Genomic DNA, 19230 nt, shown 5'->3' with positions numbered 1-19230 from the left:
TTTTCCATCTCCTTTTTTAGTTTGATATGCTCTGGCGGATCTCGATGCCGCTCTTGAGCGTCACGCTGATCTCGTTCTTGGAGAGCACCTTCACCTGTGCCACCAGCTGCCGGATGGCACTCTCGTCCCATTCCGCGATGTGGGGCACGGCGTTTTCCAGCATCCCCGCGGCATCCTTGATGCGCCGATCCGCTTCAGCGTGTTCTTTGCTCTCGGCAAGGATGGTTGCCCGCAGCTCCTTTAGCGCGGTCTGCTCGTCCAGTATCTCCTTGAACTGATCCCCATAGGCGATGGGATCATCCGCCGCCTTTTCCAGCAGCTTTTGGAATTGTGCCTCCAACTCTGCCAGTCTGCGGTCGATGTCGCCAAGGCTCATGCCGCTGCCGGGGAACGGGATGACCTCCGCCTCCAACGCCTCCGTGATTTGGCGGATGCGGCCATCCAAGTCCGGCAGGACGGTGTTGAGTGCGGCTATGATCGCCTGCTGGAGCGGTGCCTCATCCAGCGTGGGCGAACTGTGACAGTATTTCTTGCCGTAGTCCAGACGGCTCACGCAGCGCCACACGACCCGCTTTCCATCGGGGCGCGTCCATGTGCAGCGGCGGTACAGCGTTCCGCACTCGCCGCACACCAGACGGTCCGAGAGGGCGTAGCGGCTGGTGTAAGCGGCAAGACCGGTGGAGGCTCTCTTGGAGGGACTTTTTGCCGCCTTGCGCCGCGCCATCTCCGCCTGCACCGCATCGTACTTCTCGCGGCTGACGATGCCCTCGTGGTGGTTCTCTATGAGGTACATGGGGAGCTGCCCCGTGTTTTTGATGACCTTGCGGTTGATGACATCCTGCTGAAAGGTCTTCTGCATCAGCACATCGCCGCAGTATTTCTCATTCCGCAGGATGCTCTTGATATGAGGCAGCGTCCATTGCGGTGACTTCTCGGAATATATCACGCCCTGCTCATGCAGCTCGTCCCGCAGCATCCGTGTACTGGCCCCGGCGAGGTATCGCTCGTAGATCCAGCGGACGACCTCCGCCTCCTCCGGGATGATCTCCGGCTTATCGTCCGCGCCCCTGCGGTAGCCATAGAGGTATTTGTACTGGATGGTCGCCTTTCCGCTCTCCATAGCGCGGCGTTTCCCCCATGCGACATTGGCGGAGATGGATTCGCTCTCAGACTGCGCGAAGGCGCCGGAGAGCGTGATGCGCAGCTCGCTGTCCTCCTCCAGCGAATTGATGTTCTCCTTTTCAAAGATGACGGCGATGCCCAGCTCCTTGAGTGCCCGTGTGTAGTAGAGGCAGTCCACCGTGTTGCGAGCGAAGCGGGAGACTGATTTGGTGAGGACGACGTCTATCTTCCTCTGGCGGCAGTGGCGGATCATACGCATGAAGTCCTCACGCTTTTTCACCGAGGTGCCGGTGATGCCCTTGTCGGCGAAGATGCCCGCCATGGTCCACGCGGGGTTGGACATGATCTTGTCGGTGTAGTATTCCTTTTGCGCCTCGTAGCTGTTTGCCTGATCCTCCTCCTTGGTGGAGACCCGGCAGTAGGCGGCTACCCGGAGCTGCCGCTGAGCATCCGTTTTCCATTCTGACTCCGGCTTTGCCGGGATCTTAATGACTCTTGGGGCGGTTTCGTTCACGGCTCATCTCTCCTCTCTATGACCTGTCCGTTCTTCAGCGTCACGGTCACGCATTTGTTCGTCACTCGCACCTTTGACACCGCGCTTTGCAGCAGCTCCGCATCCGGCTCCGTCATGGGCATTCGACCGGTGAGCAGCCGCCGCAGCCGCACGGTTTCGTATTCCGTGTTCCCAATGGTGTCGTACTGCTCTGCCGCCAGTTGAAGGAGCAACGCTCTGGCGTTGTCCTCGTCGATGGGCTGCCGCTCCAGCGCGGAGTTCAGCTCCTCCCGTGTTTTTCCGCAGGCCGTGGCTACTTGGGATGCCGCTGGCCGGACGCGGTCCGGGCAGCGTATGAGCTCGTTGAGCAGGTCGGTGACGAGCTTCTCAACCCGCGCGGGAGGTGGTGCGCCGCAGAGCCGACGCAGAGCCTTTTGTGCTGGCGTTTTCTGCGGCGGACAGGCTCTTGCCATCCTCTTTTTCGCTACCGCGCGGAGCTGCTCCGGCTCGATGAGCGCCGGATAGCCTTTCTCTCCGATGTACCGGTCATCCTCTAAAATGCGGGAGACCATGTTCTTGTTCCATGTCCGCCCCGCATAGTAGGGGATCTCCTGTCGGCAGAGTGCCTTGGTCAGCTCCCCCAGCGTGGCTCCCGTGCTGTAGCCTTGGAAGATAAATCGTACCAGATCCGCTTCCTCCGGCAGGATCGTGATCTCGCCCAGCGTCATACGGTAGCCGAAGGGCTGCTTTCGGTTTCCCATTATCGCACCGTCCTCTCAATGGATTCCCGCAGCTCCAGCCCGTTATGCAGGCGGAAGCGGAGAGCATCGTTGCTCTCCACGATGATTTCCGCAACCAGCGCGCCGCACAGCTCTGTGTTGGGGTGGTCGAGGAAGTCCGGCCCATCCTCCAGCAGGGCTATCAGCTCCCGCGTCCGCTGGGCGGTGGCATCCCCCTCGGCATCCATCAGCTTCTCTTTGTCCAGCTTGGCCTGTCGGAGCTTACGGATCAGCTCGTTGCTTTTGGATATAAAAATGTCAGGATCAACGAGACCGTTTTGCTTGAGAAAGGCCAGCGTTTGATTCTGACTGGAGAGTTCGGATATTTTTTTGTTGAGAGAAACGATGTCCTCGCTCCAGAGCAGTCTGCGATCACGGATCGTCCGGAGGGTTTCAAGCATCTGCTCCAGAATGGGGAGGCTCTGATGCTTGAGCTTATAGTAGAGGCGGCAGAAGGCTTCCTCCGTCTGCGCTTCCGGCACGGGCTTGATGGCGCAGTCGCCTTTTTCATCGTGCCGACAGCAGCACCAGTACCATCTGCCATTGACCCGCTTTGTCCGGATGCGGGAACCGCAGGAGCAGCGCATCTGGACGCAGAGCCTTCCATGGGTGACAGCCTGCCCGACGCTGCGTCTTTTCCGCAGTTCTTTTGCGCGGTCGAATAGCTCCTGTGGAATAATGGCTTCGTTGCTATCCTCCACATAGTACATTTCGCGCTCCCCGTGGTTGATCTTCTGCTGCTTGGGGAGGGTGGCGGTCGTGTATCGCTTTTGCAGCAGGGCATTGCCTGCATAACGCTCATTTTGCAGGATGTAATCCACAGACTTATATTTCCATATCCGTCCCGATGTATCCTCGGCGTTCAGGATTTCCGCGATCTCCCGCGGATTCCTGCCGGAGAGGTATTCGAGGAAGATGCGCCGCACGATCTCGGCCTCCTCCTCGTGGACAGCAAGGCTTTTCCCGTCCAGCCGGAAGCCCCAGGGGGCGCGGCAGGTGTTGAACTCGCCGCTTTCCATCCTGCGCTGATAGCTCCAGCGCATATTGCCGGAGATGGATTCGCTCTCCTTTTGGGCGAAGGCGGCATAGATGGCGGTGATGAGCTCGCTGCTCACATTGGCGGTGTCGATGCCCTCGCGCTCGAAGCGGACATTGACGCCCAGCTCCTTCAGCTCCCGCACCGCCTCCAGACAGTCCTTTGTGTTCCGGGCGAAGCGGGAGATGGATTTGACGAGGATCTGGTCGATGAGCCCTCTGCGGCAGTCCGCCATCATGCGCTGGAAGTCCTCCCGCTTTGCGGCGGAGGTGCCGGTGATGCCCTCGTCGGCGTAGATATCCACCATGCGCCATTCAGCCTTGCCGGAGATCAGCTCGGCGTAGTAGCGGTTTTGCGCCGCGAAGGAGTTGAGCTGGTCATCGGAGTCAGAGCTGACACGGGTATAGGCCGCTACCCGCAGCCGCGCGTTTTCCGGCTTCTCCGCCGCCTCGATCTTGATGACGCGGGGCTGCGCTGCCAGTGCCGTTGTGCCGTCTGTCAGATGCTTTTCCGCCATGCCTGTTCACCTCCTGTTTTCGCAACACAAACACTACCACAGCCTTGTTCAGAAAGCTACTGAAAGTTGAAGAAAAATCAGAGAGAAATCATAATGTCCGCGCCGCTGTCTGCGGCGATCCGTGCCGCCACCCTCCGCAGCTCCTTTTCGCTGAAGCTGCCGCTTTCCAAAAGCTGGCGCAGCAGAAGGATGATGCCGTAATAATTGATGTTCTGATCCATGTCAGCACCTCTTTTTCTGGATTTTGCCCTGCGGCACAAATATGAGGATCGTCCGGTGGATAAGGAGAGAAATCGATCACAGGCCGTCCAAATAAAAGAAAGAAGCGGACGATCCCCATACTTCTGCCGCAAGGTGGAAAGGGCCGCTCCGTATCGGGGCGGAACTGCTCCTTGCGGAGCGGCCCTCTTGCTCTTGCGTTGCTGCCTGTATTCGACACTACTTCCCCAGGCAAGGGCGGCGGCTGGAACCGCGCTGGCGCGCGTCACGGGGGTTTCACCCCTCCGAGGCTCTCTCGGAGCTGCGTACAGGAGTATCATTGTAAGCTGACGGGGTCATGGCGAAGCAGCCTGCCAAAGCTGCATTTGACCTGGGTGGGTATCGCTCTGCACCTTCCATTGGCCGTCCTAATATGCGGAGAATGATCCGCACAGGTGGTCCTCGCGCACCCGGTCTGACGCTCACGCCGTCAGCAAAGGTATTCCAGTCACCGGATATGACCGCCTGGGGCGGTGTTTTTCAAGGTTCAGATGAAAAGCTGTCTTTAGCTTTGGTCTAATTGTAGCTCTAAATATTGCCGCGCAACAGAGACAAGATGGCAGGTTTCTTACACTCTTAGTCAGGTTTTACAGTTCTGCCTCCAATTCAGAGAGAAACGCGATCACGATCTGGACAGCCCGCTTTTTGTCGCTGTGCTCTCCGCCCAGCAAAAGATAGTCCAGAGAAACGCCAAAGTAAACAGCCAATTCAACCGCAAGCTCCACCGATCCCGTCCGCTGACCGTTTTCGATCTTCACGATATAGGTTCCTGTCACGTTCATTTTCTCCGCAAGCTGCTCCTGCGTGAGTCCCTTGCCGATGCGGAGCTGCTTGATCCTCGCGCCGTAAGCCCCTTGTTCAAAGCCCATATTCTTCCTCCGTTTCTGAAAAATTTGTAAGTTCCAAATTTCAGAAGTCGGAGGCGGGCCGCGGCAGCGGAGAACGACATGGCTATGAAAAAGAGCATCGCCGCGGTATGACATACCAACGGCGATGCTCTCGTTTTCTATGCGATTGTACTTGCACATGGCAAGGCGGCGGGGCAGCCACAGGACAACGCGCCCCGCTATCTTGCCGTGGTTTAGAAGTCGGCTGCCCTTTCGGGCAACGCAGATGCCCTCACTTTACAGCTTTGCCTAATATGGATTTATCTCGTCGGACGGTCCTTACGGCCCATTTGACCGCGCGCGGAGGCGGAGAGGGAGACAGGCGAATTCATCCAATATCCAATCATAAGTGCCCTCCGATTCGTCCTTGTGAAAGCTGCTTTGATGGGAAGGTGGTTTGTTTACTCTGCGTTCTTGGATAAACCGCGCCATCATAGCCGCCACCTGCGAGCGCTGGGAGTTTGCCGCAGGCACAACGCGCCCATCCGCATAGCCGTTGAGGATGCCGTTTTGCGTCGCCCAAATGAGGGCATTCTGTGCGTAATCGCTCACGCTGCCCGCATCGGAGAACGGCAGGGAGCCGCTCACAGCGGGAGACCCGGCATAGCGATAAAGCATGGCGGCAAGCTGCTCACGGGTGACATTGCCGTTGGGGTTCGAGCCGTCGAAGTTCACCTGATCCCTCGACCAGAGCTCACGGGTGTCGATGAAGTCCTTGGAATTGTCCACGATCTTCACCGTTGCACTGCCGTCCACGGTGAGCCGGATGCCGTCCTCCGTGGGAACGGAGTCCTTCAAGATCTCCTCCGTGCCGTCAGGATGGACGAGGACGGCCACGGTGCCGGGCTTCACATTGGTGACAGGGATCTCCACCTTGGTCTCACCTGCACTCTTGGGTGCTCCGATGTTCACCACGGGCGCGGTATTGGAATTCCGGGTGGCTTCGACCTCAACAGGGGCCTTGACGGGCTCGCCGTTCTTCTTGGTGTCCTCGATAGCCTTGCCGCTCAGTTGGGTCTCCACCGTGGTCTGGCCGTGCTTGTCGGTCTTCACCGTGCCGGTGGAGCCGTCAGCGGCCTTGTTCTCGGTGACGGAGCTGCCGTTGGGATTGGTTGTGGTCTTGGAAGTGCTGCCGTCCTTGGCGGTAGTGGTCTCCACCTTGATGCCGTCCTTCTTGGTCTCGGTCTGGACCTTGGTGCCGTCGGGCTTGGTGGTGGTCTCCACCTTTCCGGTGCTGCCGGAATTGTCACGGTCAGAGGACGAACCGCCGCCGAAGCTGCTGAAGCCGCCAGAGGAAGATCCTCCGCCACCGGAGGAAGAACCGCTGGAGGACTGGGCCTGAATGGTCGGCGTGTGAATGGCGTACAGAGTTTCCTGGGGTGAAAAGGGAACAGCGCGGAGGCCGGTGTTGTTGACCGTCCGCCGCGCTGTCCTTTGTGGAATTATGCCAGCGAATGGATGATCTGGCAGTTGCTTGATTTACTCAGCCATGGCCCTCCAGAGGAAGGTCGCGATCTGAGCCCGGGAGCACTCATTGGCAGGTCCAAAGAGCCCGCTGCCAATGCCGCCGGTGATATCGTTTTGCGCGGCCCAGGCCACGGCGTCGGCATAGTAGCTCTCAGCGGTAACATCGCCGAACGCGATGTCATCAGAAGCCGTGGGAGACCCGGCTGCGCGATAGAGGAAGGTCACGCTCTGACTACGGGTGCAGGTGGCGTCGGGGCTGAACATGCCATTGCCGGTTCCCCCCGTGATGCCGTTCTCCAATGCCCAGGCCACCGCCTTGGCGTAGTAGGCGTCGGCGGGAACATCGGAAAGGTTGCTCAAGCCCTTGGGCTCAGGGGACCCGGCGGCCCGCCACAGGAAGGTGACGATCTGGCTGCGGGTGCAGGAAGCGTCCGGAGAGAAGGTGGTGTCGGAGGTGCCGCCGGTGATGCCCCGGGCGGAGGCGAAGGCAACTGCGTCGCCGGCCCAGTGGCTTGCGGGTACATCGGAGAATTTCTTGGCGTTGTCCATGACCTTCACAGTGGCGGAGCCATCCAGGGTCAGCGCCACGCCGGTTTTGGTGGGAATGGAGGTCTTGACGATCTCCTCGGTGCCATCGGCCTTCACGATGACAGCCACAGTGCCGGGAGTGACCTTCTCCACGGGGATCTCCACCTTGACGGAGCCGGTGCTCTTGGGCACGGAAACCTCCACGGCGGGAGCGTCCCCGGTGGTCTTGACAGCGGGAACCTCCACGGGCAGGGTCACGGCCCCGCCGGTCTTGGCGGCTTCCTTCGCGGCAGCAGTGGAAACGGTGGACTTCACTTCGGTTACGCTGCCGTTCTTGTCGGTGACCACGGTGCCGGTGGTGCCGTCAGCGGTCTTGTTGGTCTCGGTGACGGTGCCGTCCTTCTTGGTCTCCACAACGGTGGTACTGCCGTCGGTGTTCTTGGTGGTCTCGGTCACGGTGCCCGTCTTCTTGTCGGTCACGGTCGTGGTGGTGGAGCCGTCCGGGTTCTTCTCCGTTTTGGTGGTGGTGTTGGAGCTGCCGGAGGAGCCTCCACCGGAGTAGGACACCACATAAGGCGTGATGCTGCCGGTCAGATGGTTGTAGTTGTCCGGGTCGGTGGGGGTATAAGTCCAGTTGTAGGCGGTGTTGGCTGTCACAGCGGTGTCGGCGGCAACGTCCCACGCGATGGAGCCGCCGGTCGGCGTGATGGTGCCGATAGCCAGCGCCGCGTCCGCCAGAGTCTTGCCGCCGGTGGTGATGGCGGTGTAAGCGGGCGTTCCGGTGGGGGTGGCCTTGTTGATGGTCACCTTGATGAAATCCTCAACCGTTTCATAAGTGTCCGTGTCCGCGGGGGTGAACACCACGGTCACGCTGTCGCTGCTGTCCGCAACCTTCACGGGAGCCGCGTTCTTGAAGCTCCAACTGCCTTCCACGCTGGCGGTGCCGGTAATGGCGCTGTCCGGAACAGCGGAGCCGGTATAGGCCACGGTGATGTCGTTGGCGCTGACCGTGGGAACATCCTTTTCCGTCAGTTCGATATTGACCTCGACGGTGGCGTTCTCATAGTTGTCGGAGGAGATGACCACCCGCAGGGTCGCGCGGCTGGGCATGCTGCTGGACAGGGTGTAGGTCACTTTTCCGGTGTTATCCACATCCCAGTCGGTTATAGAAACGACATCACCACAGGACATGGTTCCTTTGGTATAGGTCAGGGTGCCGGCGTCATCAGGCATCCCCGCTCGGCCGATGTCTTTGCTCTGCTGGGTGGTCACGGTGTACTTCTGGCTGACAGAAATGTTGTCCAGCGTCGGCGCGGCGGCCTTGCCGATGGTAAAGCTCTGCTGCGCTTCGCTGAAGGTGTAGTTGCCGGTCGTCTTTTCCGTGACCGTGACCTTGCCGCTGCCGGCGTTGATGTTGTCGGCGAAAACGGCGGTGTAATCATCTGCGGTCAGAGCGGTGTCGCCGTCCTTCACCGTGAAGGCGGGCGTGATGGCGCTGCCGGTGAAGGTGTAGGTTCCGCTCACTTCAATGGTGGGCGTGATGGACTTTTTGGCGATGGTGAAGTCCTTGGTCACGCTGCCGGTGTAGTTGGAACCGTCCTTGGCCGTGACCGTCAGGGTGTAGCTGCCGGCGTTGGTCTGCACATTGTTGGACACGTTGCAGGAGCTGGTGATATCCACTTCACCAAGCTTCACGGTAACCGTCTGGGTCTGGCTGGAGCCGTTGTAGGTCAGCGATTCACCCAGCGTGACCGAAGCGTCCGCAATGGACCTGGGCGCGATGGTGACGCTGACCGAAGCCGGCTCGCTGTCGGTGTGGTTGCTGTCGCCCACGACCTTGTAATAAACGGTGTAGCTGCCGGTGGTGGTGCCGGTGGGAACACTGTCGCTCCAGTTTGTATTATTCAGACTGTACTGCATGGTGCCGTCCGCTGTAGTACCGGCGGTGACCAGCGCCTGCGCACTGCCGTTATAGACCAGAGTGTTTGCGGTGGGGGCGGTCAGCGTGGGAACCTGCTTTTCCCACCGGGCAGTCAGGCTGGTCACGTCGGCGGGGACAGTGCCGCCCGGCTCGTAGAAGTTGCCGCTGCTGTCCTGCCACTTGAAGTAGGCGCCGTCGTTCCCGGTGGGGCGGGTCAGGCCGTCGCTGCTGGGAGCGGTGTATGTCCCGCTGGATTTCACCGCCAAATTGACAGTAACAGCAGTAGCATCACGTCCCACATGGCCGCCGTTCAGGTCAAGGGTAACGGCTTTCAGCCCGTCAGAGCCCAGTGTCTCAGCGTTCCGGACTTCAAGGACGGGGCGGAAACCGAGGATCGCGTTCCAGTACGCAGCTCTGCGGTAATTCCAGGAGCGGGCCGAATAGTACCCGCGAACCGCGCGGTACGACGCGTCGCCAGAATAAGTATCCTGTCCCCACGAAAACATTTCATTCCAGTTTTGGATATATTCGTCGTCCTTGTTCAGCATCGTGTCCCATTCATTGCTTTGGGGCACGATGCGTTCGGAATCGTCCGAACCTGTAGAACCACTTCCCACAGACGGCGCACACAGGGTATAGTCCACGCCGCCGCTGGTATAGCTCTTTCCAAAAATCAGATTCTTCTCATTCAGGGTATTCCAGCTTACATCATTCGTTACGACATAGTCCGCCACAAACAGGCTGTGGGGATATTTGTTCTGCTCTGCATATCCCTCAGTCGTTGCCATCTCCGATGTGAGCTTGTAGGCTTCTATCGTTCCGGCATAAGTAAAGGGAACATAGTGGAGCGTCGTATCCGGCAAGGAAGTCGCGCCAAGGATGTTTCCGGTGTTCACCGTGCCGGGAATGCCCGCCCCGGACAGGTCGAACCAGTAGGTTCCGCCGGTGGTGAGACCGGAAAACTGTTCGGGCGGCGCCCACAGGGCGGTCAGGCGGGTCACGTTGGCGGGGACCGGCTCGCCCGGCTCGTAGAAGTTGCCGTTGCTGTCCTGCCACTTGAAGTAGGCGCCGGTATTCCCGGTGGGGCGGGTTACGTCCTTGCCGCCGGGGAGGGCAAGATTGAAGTCGGACTTCACCGCCAAATTGACCGTCCCGGTGATGGAGCCGATGGAGCCGCCGTTCAGGTCCAGCGTGACGGTCGTCAGGCTGTCAGGGCCCAGTGTGTCAGGGTTCAGAATTTCAAGGACGGGGCGGAAACCGACGACCGCGAACTGGATCGTAGCATCGCCGGAATCCCAGCCGCGGGCCGGGTCGTACCCACGGTGCGCGCGAAACGAAGAATCATACTGGTCAACCAGGTCAGCAGTATCCTGCCCCCAGGAATACATACCGTTCCAGTTTTTGATATCAACGCTGTTTTTGTCCAAAATCGCGTCCCACTCGTTGCTTCTCGGGGCGCCGCCCGAATCGCCGTCGCCGCTGCTCCCCGCCGAGGGCGCGCGGAGGGTGTAGTCCACGCCGCCGCTGGTATAGCTCTTTCCAAAAATCAGTTTCTCCCCATTCAGGGTATCCCAGCTGACCTTATGGGTCACGGCGTAGTCCGCGATAAACAGGCTGTGGTCATAGGTGTAGCCGTATTGCCCATTGGGGTCATTCGTGCTTGCCGCCTGCTCCGAAGCGTTCTTTACACCGCTGGAAGCCGCCTTCAGCACATAGGCGTCCACGGCGCCCGCGTAGGTGAAGGGAACCCAGTGAAGGGAATCGTCCGGCAAATTTCCGTTCTTTTCGCCCGGAATGCCCGCCCCGGACAGGTCGAACCAATAGGTCCCGCCGGGGGTGAGACCGGAAAACTGTTCCTCCGGGGCTGCCGCCAGCGCCGCTGTGGGCAGCAGGCTCAGGCACAGAGCCAGCGCCATGAGCATACTCAATACTCGTTTTTTCATATTCTTCCTCCTTGAAAAATCGTCTTGCTTTTATATGGAAATCCGGCATCTGCCGGATGCTATTTTTACAGGTCGTCCTGCACTAAATGCAGCTTTTTCGCGGCGGTTTTGGCCTCCGCCCGGCGCTTCACGTCCAGCTTGTCGAGGATGTGGCTGACGTGGGTCTTCACGGTCGGCAGCTTCACGTCCATGATCCGGGCGATCTCCGCGTTGCTTTTGTCCGCGCAGAGCAGATGGAGAATTTGCAGTTCCGTGGGTGTCAGCTCCTCGCCGGGGGCAAGGCGGGGTTCGAGGAAATGGGGGTAAAACGCCGCCTGCGTCCGCACCGCCGCCATCAGCCGCTTGCGCCATGCTTTGTCACCGTCCCAGTCCAGCGCCTCCAGCAGCGGCAGCACCGCCGTGCCGTATACGCTGACGGTGCGGATGAAGCGGTACTCCGCCGCCGCGTCCAGCGCCGCCATCAATCGTCCGCGCCACCCCTCGTCCCGCTTGCGGTGCAGGGCAATGGCCGTCAAAATGTTCAGGTGAATCCCGTCGATGATGCGGGCGCAGTTTGGGATGTACGGCTCCAGCGGGGCAAGCGTCAGCAGCGCCGCGTCCGGCCTGCCGTCCGCCAGCTCCGCCATGGCCTGGGTGAGATATTGGTAGCGCCGCATGACGTTCAAATGCGTCGGCTCTCGGGGCGCTTTTTCCCGATACCACGCGTCCGCCGCATCGATATCTCCCGTGTGCAGCGAAAGGCGGCAGAGCATGGCATCCATGTTGGGGAAAAACCGGGTCAGGCCCCGCTCGGCAAAGCGTTCGCGGAGCACCTCGATGGTGCGCCGCGCGTCGGTGGGCTGTCCGTTTGCCAGCTGGCTGCGGGCCAGCAGACCGCTGACGGCGAACTCCGTGTCCGGCGCGCCGCGGTTGCGCACCTCGTTGAGCTGCGGGAGAAGGGACAGCATCCGACCGGCGACGTCCTCGCCCTTTTCAAACTTACTCTCGGCGATGGCGCAGTCCGCAAGACCCACGCCGTCCCGCCCCAGCACCGCCTCCACGGGGATGCGGAGGGTCTTGTAGAGCAGGTCGTCCTTTTTGCTCCACGGGGAGAAGTCCTTGCCGCCGTTCATGATGCTGGGCAGGGCGCTGGTGACGGAGAAGGACGGCAGCGTCACTTCCTTGTTCATCAGCAGCCGGAACACAGCTGGGATGGTTTCCGTCAAGCCGTTCACGCCCCGCTGGGGCAGGGAGATGTCCAGCCACGCAAGGCGGCTGCGGGCCTGCTTCCCGGCGGCATCCTGTCTGCCGCAGTGTTCGGCAAATGCTTGCAGCTCGCCGTACCAGCGCTCCGAGCCTTCGTAATCCATGGCCAGCGCGCAGAGCATACTCATGCCCTGCATCAGCGAGGGAGAGGCGAGAATTTCCGCCTCCGGCAGACTTCGGTAGTATTTTTCCATCTCGGCATAGTGGCCCATGCCGGGGTGGAGTTCTGCATTGCGCACCAGCAACTCGGACACCTTGGAGTGGTCGCCGCCGCTGGTGTAGCATTCCAGCGCGCGGGCGTAGTCCTCCTTCAGCTCGTAGTAGAGCCCGCCGCGGCTGAGCAGCGCGCGGCGCTTTTCCTCTGTGTATTCCCGCTCCATCTCCCAGAGAAGGAACTCCCGGAAACCGGACCAGAAGTGATAGTGCTGGCGGTCGTCGCAGCGGAACATGGTGGTATAGCGCAGCAGCCAGTCCAGCAGGTCGCCGGCCCGTGGATCGCCGCTGACCATCCGCGCCATTTCCAGGTCGAAGCTCTCAAACGGCGCAAGCTCCAGCAGAAAACGGCGCACCGGCAGGTCAAAGCGCCGGTAGATGGCGGTCTCGAAGTAGAGAAACACCTCCCGGAACACCCGCGCCACAATCTCCGGTGAAAAATGCTTTCCGCCGGACAGATGCCGCGCCGTGATGGCCACGCCCAGTGGGTATCCGATGGTTTCTTTCAGTATCCCGTCAATCTCACTGTCTGCCGCCTCCACGCCGTAAAGCAGGAGCAGCCGCCGCACATCGTCCGCATCAAAGAGCAGGTCGTCGGCCTCCAGCACCGTCATCAGCCCCGTGTATTGAAAGGCCATGAGGCTCCCCGGCGGCGTGCCGCGGGAGAGCAGGACGAAGCGGCGCTCAGGGCAGGCGCGGATCAGCTCGCACAGGGCATTCCAGTCCTGCTCCTCCTGCATATCCTGAATGTTGTCGATCAGCAGGATGTCCCACGCATCTTCCAGAGAGGGCAGCGCAAAGCCGGTATCTGCCGCGTTCAGCCGCAGAACGGGCCGCCCATCCAACAGCGTATCGGCCAGCACTGTCTTTCCGAAGCCGCAGGGTGCGCTGAAAAAGAGCACCCTGCCGCGTTTCCAAAGGGTCTCAAACGCCTGTGCGGTAGACAGCTTGACGATGATGGCACTTTTGTCGGTCACGGACTTCCCTCCCTGCGGCAGAGAGGAATTGTCCCACGGGGAACCCCGTGGGACAGCGAGGGTACCCTCGCTGTCATAAACCTCTGCCCTATAATTTTTTCGTTTTATTATACCAAAGCCCTTGAAAAATGTAAATCCGTCCAAAGTATGAGACGCGATGCGCTATGTTCCTGTCGATGCACTATGCGTAGATGCTAAGAATGGCGTTGCATAGTAAGCGCCTGTGCAGATTGGCATTCTACCCGGTGAAAAAATCGCACAGCAGCAGACCAAAATGCCTGCTCTGTGCGATTCAGTGTTTGCTTATAGAGCCTTGTCACTTTTTGCCGCGTCACAGGTGAATCACAGTTGAGGGTGATGGTGGCCCGTCCCGCCAGTGCCGCCTCCACGGTGATATAGCGAAGCTCGGACACGCAAATGCCCGTGGCGCAGAGCGTTTCCATGATGAGGGCGAGGCGTTCCTAATCGCTCTCCCGCGCGGCGGCGAGAAGGCGGTCGTACTCCTCCTTCGTCAGCTTCTTGGCACTGTCCCGGAATACCATGTCAATAGGGAGTATGGTTAGATAGTATTATTTGTTCTTTCTCTGTCCTGTATCCTCCGGTAGAGTAGGTTCTTCTGGATGCGCCATGATGACGCTACCCTCCTGACAAAATTTTCGTAAAAGGTCACAGTCCACTGGCGGGAGGCTGTGACTTTTTTGCCGCTGTCAGGCGGTACAGATTGCTGGTAAGGCTGCCGTTGGCGCGGTGGCGCTGCCGCTTCTCAATGAGCTGCCTGTGTTCCAAATCTGCCAGTGCCCGCTGGACGGTGCGGGGCGAAAGCCCCAGCTCACCGGCGATGGTCTTGATCCCCGGCCAGCAGATGCCGGAGGCGTCCGCGCGATCCCGGAGGTAGATATAGACCGTCTTCTCTCGGTGGCTTAGATGCTCCTCGGCGTAAATGAAATTGAATTTGCTCATTTGGTATCCTCCGTATTGTAAGGGCTGTTTTCGCGGCGGTTCTGGATACTGCGGGCCAGTTCGTCGCGGTTCACATAGGCGATTTTTCTGGCCGCCCGCTCCGGCATCCGGTATCCGTCTGGGTCGAAGGTGATGCCCCAATCCAAAAACAGGCGCAGTCTCGTCCGCATGGGATGTGTTCCCGTTTTCATCACCACAAATTCGCCCTTGGGGATGGACTTCAATTCGTCTGGTGTCATGAGCGGGCGCTCCATCATCTGCAAGGACTGGCTGCTCTCCTTGCCCTGACTGACGGAGCCGGAGAGCACCGTGCGGCTGCCAAGGGCGGCGGAGAGGGCCTCGGCGGTTTTGCTCTGGGGCGAAAAGCCGCCGAAGATGGTGTCCTGGCAGTTGTCGCAAATGATCTCCGCGCCCTCTTTTCCGTAGTTCTTTTCCAGTTGGGCAAGGCTCTGGATGATGGGAACCAGCGTCAGGCCGCGGGAGCGGCCAGCGCTGAACAGGGGCAGGATGTCGAAGGGCGGCATGGTGCCCAGCTCATCGCAGAACAGTACCACGCGGTTCTTGAGCCTGCCGTCATGCTCGTCCGCCACGGAGAACAGCTCACGGGAGAGGTTCTGGATCATAAGGCCCGCGATGAAATTCTTGGCGGGGTCTTCCTCCGGCAGAATGAGAAAAATAGCGCACTTTTCAGCGGCAAACATCTCCGCGTTGATGGGGCTGTCGTAGCAGATGACCTGTTCCAGCTCCGTGTCCAGAAAGGCGTTCAGGCGGGAGAGGACGGTGGACATGACCGAGGCCATCGCCTGATCTGCCGCCGTCAGCGCGGCGCCCGCCAGCCACCGTGCCTTATGCTCCGGCGGCAGAATGTCCACCAGCAGCTGAAAGCCGTTTCTGCCCCGTGAGCTCGGCATCGCCAGCAGATCCTGCACCAGCTTGAAGGCCGACACGATGTGCCGCTTTTCCGGCTCTCCGTCCTTTGGCGGCACGAATTCCGCCAGCAGCAGCACAACGGCCGCCAGCAATCCCTCGGCGCTGTCATAGAAGTAGGCGTTATCCCCGTATTGAGAGGCGTCACCGTCCGGGCTGATGATGGTCTTGGCAAGGATCTTGGCGTACTTCTCCGCCTTGGCCCGCGCCGCCAAATTGGACGGATCTGCTCTCGCAATATCCATGTAGTGATTCATTAACGTCAGAAAGTTGAAGCCGTCCGAGCGGGTGGGATTCCGCAGGTCGATGACGGAAACCCGGTAGCCGTAGTACCGGGAGGCGATGGCGCCGTAGTTCCGCGCCAGATCCCCCTTGGTGTCCAGCGCCAGATAGCTCATGCCGCAGGCGCAGGCATATTCCAGATTGGGGTAGAGGAAAAACGCCGTCTTGCCCACGCCGGAGGCACCGATCATCAGACAGTGGATGTCGTCGCTGTCCACCAGCGCCCGGATATCCCCCTGCTCCTCGATCATCTTTTTGATTTTTGAAAGCACCTTTGATTTTTTCTTCGGTTTCCGTTTCTGCTTTCCCGCCACAGGACGGCGCAGCTTTTCCAGCAGCTTGCGGGAGGCTTTCCGGAGGAAACCTCCCTTGCTTTTACGCTTATCACCGCCCACGCTGCCGAGGATGAGCCCCTGCTCCGTGGGCAGTTCCTTCCCCTTGCGCCAGCGGCGGGGGCGGAAGGGTACGGTGTGGTAGGTCTTGCCGATCTCCTTGGGCGTCGCCCACCGCGCCGTGCCGTGCTGACCGTCGCCCACCGTCTTGCTCTTGATGTTGTTGAGGGAGTAGCTTTTGGAGAGGAAGGACGCCGCCAGCAAAAACACCAGCAGTCCGCCGCAGAGGGCGAGGAAGATCCAGGTATCCCCATTCATGGTTGGTTCTCCTTTTTCTCGAATTTGGCCCGGAGATCGTCGTTCCAATCCTTACGCACCGGGCAGAGCCGCTGTACCTCCAAGCCCATGTCCTCCAGCGTATCCGTCATGCGGTCGGAGGCGTCATTGCCCGCGTCATCGTTGTCGAGGCAGAGGTACACCGTGTCCAGCTTGGGATTCTGCCGCAGCCGTTCCAGCACCGGATGGATGGATGTCCCGCAGCAGGCGACGTAGCTGTGCTCTTGCCAGCCGTATGGGTAGAGGGTGATGTGGGACAGGAGGTCGATGGGGGCCTCGAACACATAGAGGGACTTATCCGTGCCGTCCTTATGAAAGCAGTGCTCGCTGGCGCTGCTCTCGATGTTCATGCGGAACACCCGGCCTTCGCTGTTGGTGCTGCGGATGTGGGCGTGTTTCGCCTCGCCGCTGCCATCCAGCCCCACGAAAACGCAGTTGTGATGTGTGTCCTCGTAGAGCAGCTTTTCATGTGCGAAATAGGAGATGACCTCCCGGTCGATGTGGCGCTGGCGCATGAGGTAGGCGTACATACGCCGCATGGTTCCGTAAGGCTCCGGCAGCGCGAAGGGCTTCGGAGCCTCCTTTGTAGGCTTTGCCTGCTCATACGATTTTCCGTTTTTCCGGCCCAGCAAAAGCAAAACCGCCTCCTGATAAGGGAGACGGTAATAACGCTGGACGAAGCTGACGGCATAGCCGCCGACGCGCGCGGAGTGGTCGAACCATTTGTTGCCCCGCATGGTGATGCTGGGATCATTGGGAGTGCGGAACTCTCGGCCGGAGCGCACGGGTCGCTCGCCCTGGGCACGCAGCAGCGACACGAGATCCGTGTTCTGCGCCCGCGCCTTTTCCTCCGGCGTGAAATAAATAAATTGGCTCATGATATTTCCTTTCATAATTCTGCTTTGCGCTATCTGAATGTCTGCTCCTCATGGTCGTCCGGCTTGTGTCCCATTGCCAGCCGCTTGCGCTGCAATTCCTGACGGCGCTTGCGGTCGATCTGCAACCCTCGGTGGATCTGATCGAGCTTGCTGTTGTCCTCAAAAATTCTGCTCATGTGGTGCAGCATCCGCACAACAGTTTCGCCCACCGTGGGGGCATGGTACTCCGCTCCTGCCGGTGCGGTTTGCCCTGCTTGACCGGATGGCTGTGAGTGCGTCGGAGTTACTTCGCCCACGGGCGGCGCGGCATCTTTGGAGGCGGCAGCGTCAGCGGAGCCGGAATCTTCCGATGTGGCGCTGGCCGCACGGTCAGATTTGGGCTGTGCGGGAACGGCTGGTGCTGTGGATTCTGCTTTGGCTTTCGTGGCCGCCGCGGAATTCTCAGGCGAAATGGATTCCACCGATGTGGTAGAAGATCTCCGCGCGTCCGCGTACCGCTGCCGTTCCGTCATCCATTGCAGCGTTTTCTGAATGACCATGTTGCGGACGCTCCGGAACTCCTTTTGCTGAGAGAGCGGCAACCGCTTGGGCGGCCGCTGATCGTAGTCCAGACACACCTGCTCGTAGAGCGTCTGCCATGTTTCGTATGCGGCGGACACCCGCTCGTCCTTCGCCAGCTCCTGCACAATGGCGTCCACGATGGCCTTGACCCTTGGCGGCAGGTAGCCGTAGACCTTTCGGCCCTTGACCGTCAGCAGACGCTCTGCTAACTCCTCGGTGAGCTGCTCCAGCCGCGGGTTCTCGACCGCTCCGCTGCCCAACCGCGCGATGCATTCCACCATTGCCTTGCGGGTCTGCGCCTGTAGCTCCTGACGCGCGATGTCCTTTTGCTGATAGATGTGCATCCGATCCGCGTGATAGATCCGTCTGGCGAAGGCGGACTTCACCTGCCGGATGCCATCCTTGGTGAGATACCCTTCCTTTGGGTCTGCGGAAAAGAGGATCATGTGGATATGCACCTGATTCGGCTTTTGGTGGAAGGCGGCATACCAGCGCAGGTTGTCCGGCTGGATCTTATACGCCGCGGCGATGTCACAGACGGAGGCGTTCACCAGCGCCCGCCAGCTTTCCGCACTGTCATAGCCCAGCCGCTCCGCGTCCTCACGGCGCAGCGCGATCACCGGCGTCCACACGTTGCCGGTGTGCTCCGCTACCTCCCGTACCGCCCGCACGAGATTTTGTACCTTGCCGTGGGCGTCCCACAGACCATGCTCGCCGTCCTTCTGGACGCCGGGGCGGTGGGAGATGTAGTCGATGAAATTTTCCTTTTGATCCAGCGCCTCCATGTAGTCTTCCTGCACCTGCTGGATGAACGCGGAGGCGCTGCCCTGGGTGGGGTGATCCAGATACTCCTCGTACTCAATGAGCTCCCAGCAGGATGGGAAGGACTTTAGCAGCCGTGTGATAAAATTCTGCTGCTTTTTTGTGGCGGGGAGTGTGCTGCGCTCATCCGCCAGCAGCTCCACGCCGGGACGGGTGGCAACGTAGCGTGTGCGCTGGGCCAGCTTCGCGGCGTTCTTCCCTCCTTTGAGGTAGGGGGAGATCAGTACAATCCGGGCCATTCTTCCTCCGGCTCAATGCGGCGCTGCTGATGCACTGCGCTCTCAAAACTCACCTGACCGTTGGTGCGTTTCACCTCATCCACGGCGTAGGCCCGCAGCTCCCGCGTGTGGATGGGATCGGTACGGAAGTGGGCGGCGATGGTGTGGCTCATCATGTTCTGCTCCACCGCGCACTTGAAAAGAATACGGCAGAGTCGATTGTTGTTGTCGTCCAGCGTACCCTGAATGGCGGTGAGGATGGCTTGGGAGAGGTAGGCGGTGTTGTCCTCCGAGCCGAGATAGCCCATGTAAAAGCGCAGGGCCTTTTCTACGAATTCATTGCGGCTGCGGCAGTTGTCTGCTTTCAGCCAACCATCCATGCGGTCGATTATGTCGGGTGGGAGCCAAAATGTCGTTTTCCTTTTCACTTTTTCTTCCATTGGTGTTCTCCTTTCCTTGCCGTCGGTCAAAAGGGGCGCGAATGCCGGAAACACCGTGCCTTTTTGAAAACCAGACTGCGGTTTTTCT

The 19230-nt window shown here is 59.9% G+C and carries 13 protein-coding genes; all 13 read right to left on the bottom strand.

Annotated features, from left to right (window positions below):
• Positions 1-16 precede the first annotated feature (16 nt).
• On the bottom strand, positions 17-1636 hold the full coding sequence (locus tag ACTQ3R_RS11585; protein WP_325224750.1) for a recombinase family protein: 1620 nt from the start codon (positions 1634-1636) through the stop codon (positions 17-19).
• Entirely contained in the window at positions 1633-2376 is a 744-nt protein-coding gene (locus ACTQ3R_RS11580) for a recombinase family protein (protein WP_441779407.1), read from the bottom strand. Before ACTQ3R_RS11580 ends, ACTQ3R_RS11585 begins: the two co-directional genes overlap by 4 nt.
• Entirely contained in the window at positions 2376-3947 is a 1572-nt protein-coding gene (locus ACTQ3R_RS11575; protein ID WP_441779408.1) for a recombinase family protein, read from the bottom strand. The genes ACTQ3R_RS11580 and ACTQ3R_RS11575 overlap by 1 nt, the downstream gene beginning before the upstream one ends.
• A gap of 77 nt (positions 3948-4024) precedes the next feature.
• On the bottom strand, positions 4025-4168 hold the full coding sequence (locus ACTQ3R_RS11570) for a hypothetical protein (RefSeq protein WP_325284744.1): 144 nt from the start codon (positions 4166-4168) through the stop codon (positions 4025-4027).
• Positions 4169-4792: 624 nt separating this feature from the next.
• On the bottom strand, positions 4793-5074 hold the full coding sequence (locus tag ACTQ3R_RS11565; RefSeq protein WP_325284745.1) for a helix-turn-helix domain-containing protein: 282 nt from the start codon (positions 5072-5074) through the stop codon (positions 4793-4795).
• Between the two features lie 297 nt (positions 5075-5371).
• Entirely contained in the window at positions 5372-6316 is a 945-nt protein-coding gene (locus tag ACTQ3R_RS11560; protein ID WP_325284746.1) for an S-layer homology domain-containing protein, read from the bottom strand.
• A 255-nt stretch (positions 6317-6571) separates the two neighbouring features.
• Positions 6572-10951 (bottom strand): S-layer homology domain-containing protein, encoded by a 4380-nt coding sequence (locus ACTQ3R_RS11555; protein ID WP_441779409.1) that lies wholly within the window; start codon positions 10949-10951, stop codon positions 6572-6574.
• 65 nt (positions 10952-11016) lie between these two features.
• A complete protein-coding gene (locus ACTQ3R_RS11550) occupies positions 11017-13386 on the bottom strand; it encodes a LuxR C-terminal-related transcriptional regulator (protein WP_441779410.1) in 2370 nt (789 codons plus the stop codon).
• A gap of 666 nt (positions 13387-14052) precedes the next feature.
• Positions 14053-14346 (bottom strand): helix-turn-helix domain-containing protein, encoded by a 294-nt coding sequence (locus ACTQ3R_RS11545; protein ID WP_441779411.1) that lies wholly within the window; start codon positions 14344-14346, stop codon positions 14053-14055.
• Positions 14343-16205, bottom strand: coding sequence for a type IV secretory system conjugative DNA transfer family protein (locus ACTQ3R_RS11540; RefSeq protein WP_441779412.1), 1863 nt, complete (start codon positions 16203-16205; stop codon positions 14343-14345). Before ACTQ3R_RS11540 ends, ACTQ3R_RS11545 begins: the two co-directional genes overlap by 4 nt.
• Positions 16202-17101 (bottom strand): DUF3991 and toprim domain-containing protein, encoded by a 900-nt coding sequence (locus tag ACTQ3R_RS11535; RefSeq protein ID WP_441779413.1) that lies wholly within the window; start codon positions 17099-17101, stop codon positions 16202-16204. The genes ACTQ3R_RS11540 and ACTQ3R_RS11535 overlap by 4 nt, the downstream gene beginning before the upstream one ends.
• 29 nt (positions 17102-17130) lie before the next feature.
• Positions 17131-18723 (bottom strand): MobP3 family relaxase, encoded by a 1593-nt coding sequence (gene mobP3, locus ACTQ3R_RS11530; protein ID WP_441779414.1) that lies wholly within the window; start codon positions 18721-18723, stop codon positions 17131-17133.
• Positions 18705-19142 carry a hypothetical protein gene (locus tag ACTQ3R_RS11525; RefSeq protein ID WP_441779415.1) on the bottom strand — a complete coding sequence of 146 codons (438 nt, stop codon included), beginning with the start codon at positions 19140-19142 and terminating at the stop codon, positions 18705-18707. Before ACTQ3R_RS11525 ends, mobP3 begins: the two co-directional genes overlap by 19 nt.
• Positions 19143-19230 lie beyond the last annotated feature (88 nt).

It is taken from the genome of Lawsonibacter sp. LCP25S3_E2 (assembly GCF_052117285.1).
Taxonomy (GTDB): Bacteria; Bacillota; Clostridia; order Oscillospirales; family Oscillospiraceae; genus Lawsonibacter.
This window is presented reverse-complemented; position numbering and strand designations above follow the sequence as displayed.